The sequence below is a fragment of the Lutibacter sp. genome (genome assembly GCF_013139515.1).
Classification (GTDB): Bacteria; Bacteroidota; Bacteroidia; order Flavobacteriales; family Flavobacteriaceae; genus Lutibacter.
Genome location: NZ_WTAR01000042.1, coordinates 1 through 3,430, shown reverse-complemented (window position 1 = coordinate 3,430; position 3,430 = coordinate 1). Strand labels below are relative to the sequence as shown.

General features: G+C 32.1%; 7 protein-coding genes and 1 tRNA gene. All 8 read right to left on the bottom strand.

Features of this window, described 5'->3' with window-relative positions:
- The coding region (locus GQ540_RS05125) for a hypothetical protein (RefSeq protein WP_291798301.1) at nucleotides 1-257 on the bottom strand (257 nt) is incomplete at its 3' end.
- 119 nt (nucleotides 258-376) lie between these two features.
- Entirely contained in the window at nucleotides 377-751 is a 375-nt protein-coding gene (rplL, locus tag GQ540_RS05120) for a 50S ribosomal protein L7/L12 (RefSeq protein WP_291798298.1), read from the bottom strand.
- A 46-nt stretch (nucleotides 752-797) separates the two neighbouring features.
- The gene (rplJ, locus tag GQ540_RS05115; protein WP_291798296.1) at nucleotides 798-1,313 is read right to left on the bottom strand and encodes a 50S ribosomal protein L10; all 516 of its coding nucleotides are present in this window, start codon (nucleotides 1,311-1,313) and stop codon (nucleotides 798-800) included.
- Nucleotides 1,314-1,332: 19 nt separating this feature from the next.
- Entirely contained in the window at nucleotides 1,333-2,022 is a 690-nt protein-coding gene (gene rplA, locus GQ540_RS05110) for a 50S ribosomal protein L1 (protein ID WP_291798293.1), read from the bottom strand.
- A gap of 15 nt (nucleotides 2,023-2,037) precedes the next feature.
- The gene (gene rplK / locus GQ540_RS05105; RefSeq protein WP_291798292.1) at nucleotides 2,038-2,481 is read right to left on the bottom strand and encodes a 50S ribosomal protein L11; all 444 of its coding nucleotides are present in this window, start codon (nucleotides 2,479-2,481) and stop codon (nucleotides 2,038-2,040) included.
- 72 nt (nucleotides 2,482-2,553) lie between these two features.
- A complete protein-coding gene (gene nusG / locus GQ540_RS05100) occupies nucleotides 2,554-3,105 on the bottom strand; it encodes a transcription termination/antitermination protein NusG (RefSeq protein ID WP_291798287.1) in 552 nt (183 codons plus the stop codon).
- A gap of 15 nt (nucleotides 3,106-3,120) precedes the next feature.
- On the bottom strand, nucleotides 3,121-3,309 hold the full coding sequence (secE, locus tag GQ540_RS05095; RefSeq protein WP_291798285.1) for a preprotein translocase subunit SecE: 189 nt from the start codon (nucleotides 3,307-3,309) through the stop codon (nucleotides 3,121-3,123).
- A gap of 14 nt (nucleotides 3,310-3,323) precedes the next feature.
- Nucleotides 3,324-3,396, bottom strand: a tRNA-Trp gene (locus GQ540_RS05090).
- Between the last annotated feature and the right edge of the window lie 34 nt (nucleotides 3,397-3,430).

The window sequence follows — 3,430 nt, the reverse complement described above, 5'->3', positions numbered from 1 at the left end:
CATTCTTGAATTGAATATCTAGGTGGGTCTACAAAGTAATCGATAAACTCTAACACAAAATTGTTACGAGTATCTGTAATTGGGAAGTTGTCAAGGAAGGTTTTATACAATCCTTCGGTACTTCGTTCGTCAGCTTTCGTTTTTAACTGGAAAAAATCTTGAAACGATTTTACTTGAATATCTAAAAAATCTGGATATTCACTTACCAATTTAGCTGATGCAAAGTTTATTCTTTCGGTGAAATTTTTTGTTGACAATGGACAAAAACTTTAGGTTAAAAAAACTATTAAAATATAAGAACGAATATATACGCAAAATGGTTTAGGTCTCAGGAAACACCCAGACCTAAACCTTAAATTGTTTTAGATGCTAAAACTTACTTAAGTTCAACCTCTGCTCCTGCTTCTTCTAATGATGCTTTTAATCCTTCTGCTTCATCTTTAGATATACCTTCTTTAATTGGTGCTGGTGCGCTATCTACAATACCTTTAGCTTCTTTTAATCCTAAACCAGTTAATTCTTTAACTAATTTAACAACTGCTAATTTAGAACCACCTGCTGCTTTTAAAATTACATCAAATTCTGTTTGTTCTTCTTCTGCTGCGTCTCCACCTGCTGCTGGTCCAGCTACTGCAACTGCTGCTGCTGCTGGTTCAATACCATATTCGTCTTTTAAAATATCAGCTAACTCATTTACTTCTTTTACTGTTAAGTTAACAAGTTGTTCTTCGAAATCTTTTAAATCTGCCATTTCTCTTTGTTTAAATTTTTATTATTTAGTTTATTAGTGCACTTATTTATTTATCTGATAAAGTTTTCAGAATTCCTGATAATTTATTACCTCCAGATTGCAATGCTGAAACAACATTTTTAGCTGGTGATTGTAATAATGAAATAATATCTCCAATAAGTTCTTCTTTAGATTTGATGTTTACTAAAGTATCTAATTGGTCATCACCAACATAAATTGCTTCTTCAACATAAGCTCCTTTTAGTACTGGCTTATCAGATTTTTTACGAAATTCTTTAATTACTTTTGCTGGTGCATTACCTGTATCAGAAAACATTAAAGATGTATTTCCTTTTAATACTTCTGGCAATTCACCAAAGTCTTTATCAGACTTTTCCATTGCTTTTTCAAGCAATGAATTTTTAACAACCGCTAGTTTTATATTTGCTTTAAAACAAGCTCTACGTAAATTAGATGTATCTAAAGCATTTAATCCTGAGATGTCTGCTAAATAGATAATTCTTCCTTCAGTTAATTTAGTTGTTAAAACTTCTATTACTTGTGATTTTTCTTCTCTCGTCATAATTTTAGATCTAACTTAATTAAACTGATTTAGCATCTACACTTATGCTAGGACTCATAGTACTAGATAAGTAAATACTTTTAATATACGTTCCTTTTGATGATGTTGGTTTCAACTTTATTATAGTTTGTAACAACTCTTCAGCATTTTCATAAATCTTATCAGCGTCAAATGATGCTTTTGCAATTGAAGCATGAATAATACCAGTTTTATCAACTTTAAAATCAATTTTACCAGCTTTAACTTCTTTTACTGCTTTTGCAACATCCATAGTTACTGTACCAGTCTTTGGGTTAGGCATTAAACCTCTTGGCCCTAAAACACGACCTAAAGGACCTAATTTACCCATAACACTAGGCATTGTGATTATTACATCAACATCAGTCCAACCATCTTTAATTTTTTGAAGGTATTCATCTAAACCTACATAATCAGCTCCAGCTTCTTTAGCTTCAGCTTCTTTATCTGGAGTTACTAGTGCTAGCACTTTAACATCTTTACCAGTTCCATGAGGAAGTGTTACCACGCCTCTAACCATTTGATTTGCTTTACGAGGGTCTACTCCTAATCTAACAGCTAAATCAATAGATGCATCAAAATTTACAGAAGTAATTTCTTTTACTAAAGCAGAAGCATCTTTTATTGAATAAGTTTGATTTTTATCAACCTTACCCTGTGCTTCTTTTTGCTTTTTAGTTAATTTTGCCATTTTTTAATAACTGTTTTATTGTTTAATTGGAGCTTTTCCACTTACTTTAATTCCCATTGAACGCGCTGTACCTGCCATCATTAACATAGCCGATTCAACAGTAAATGCATTTAAATCTACCATTTTATCTTCAGCAATCACTTTCAATTGATCCCAAGTAACTGTAGCTACTTTTTGTCTATTAGGTTCTGGAGAACCTTTTTTCACTTTCGCCGCTTCTAATATTTGTACAGCTGCTGGTGGAGTTTTAACAACAAACTCAAATGATTTATCCTTATAAACAGTAATTGCTACAGGTAAAACTTTTCCTTGTTTGTCTTGAGTTCTAGCGTTAAACTGCTTACAGAACTCCATAATATTAACTCCGGCAGCACCTAAAGCAGGTCCAACTGGTGGTGATGGGTTTGCCGCACCTCCACGAACTTGTAATTTTACTACTTTGCTTACTTCTTTTGCCATTTTTAAATCTTAAATTAGATAGTACATATTTAGTTGGAAGCTACCATGTAATATCATAAATTATTGTAACAATTATGAAATTTTATCTACTTGCATATAACTTAATTCTAATGGTGTTTTTCTTCCAAAAATCTTAACCATTACTTCAAGCTTACGCTTTTCTTCATTTATTTTTTCAATAGTACCATCAAAACCGTTAAATGGGCCATCAATTACTTTTACAGTTTCTCCAATAACGTATGGTATAGCTACATTATCATTTTGAACTGATAATTCATCAACTTTACCAAGCATACGATTAATTTCAGCTTTTCTCATAGGAACAGGCTCTCCACCTTTTACTTCTCCTAAAAAACCAATTACACCCGTTATTGATTTAATAACATGAGGTAATTCTCCGCTTAAATTAGCTTCAATCATAATATACCCTGGAAAATATACACGTTCTTTATGTACTTTTTTCCCATTACGTATTTGAATCACTTTTTCTGTAGGCACTAATACACTATCTACATAATCAGTCATACCTAAGCGGGCAATTTCATTTTCAATATAAGTTTTCACTTTATTTTCTTGCCCTCCAATAGCTCTAACTACGTACCATTTTTTCACAGAATCAGTCATAATAAATTTTAGTAATTAAAATAATTTAAAATATTCTCCTAAACCTGTTTGAAATACTTTATCTACAAGAAATACTGCCAAAGCAAATAAAATTGTAAATATAGCAACAACAACAGTAGATTTTTGAGCTTCTTCCCAAGGAATCCATGATACTTTATTACGTAATTCCTCGAATGAGTCTTTTATATAATTAACTAAATTCATTTCTTTATATTTTGCACGGGTGGAGAGACTCGAACTCCCGACACCTGGTTTTGGAGACCAGTGCTCTACCAACTGAGCTACACCCGTAAACATAAGGTGCTCCTCTTAAAAGAAGCACCTT

Coding starts and splice junctions, on each gene's coding strand:
- nusG (WP_291798287.1), bottom strand. CDS start 3,105: ATGACTGATTCTGTGAAAAAATGGTACGTAGTTAGAGCTATTGGAGGG.
- rplL (WP_291798298.1), bottom strand. CDS start 751: ATGGCAGATTTAAAAGATTTCGAAGAACAACTTGTTAACTTAACAGTA.
- rplJ (WP_291798296.1), bottom strand. CDS start 1,313: ATGACGAGAGAAGAAAAATCACAAGTAATAGAAGTTTTAACAACTAAA.
- rplK (WP_291798292.1), bottom strand. CDS start 2,481: ATGGCAAAAGAAGTAAGCAAAGTAGTAAAATTACAAGTTCGTGGAGGT.
- rplA (WP_291798293.1), bottom strand. CDS start 2,022: ATGGCAAAATTAACTAAAAAGCAAAAAGAAGCACAGGGTAAGGTTGAT.
- secE (WP_291798285.1), bottom strand. CDS start 3,309: ATGAATTTAGTTAATTATATAAAAGACTCATTCGAGGAATTACGTAAT.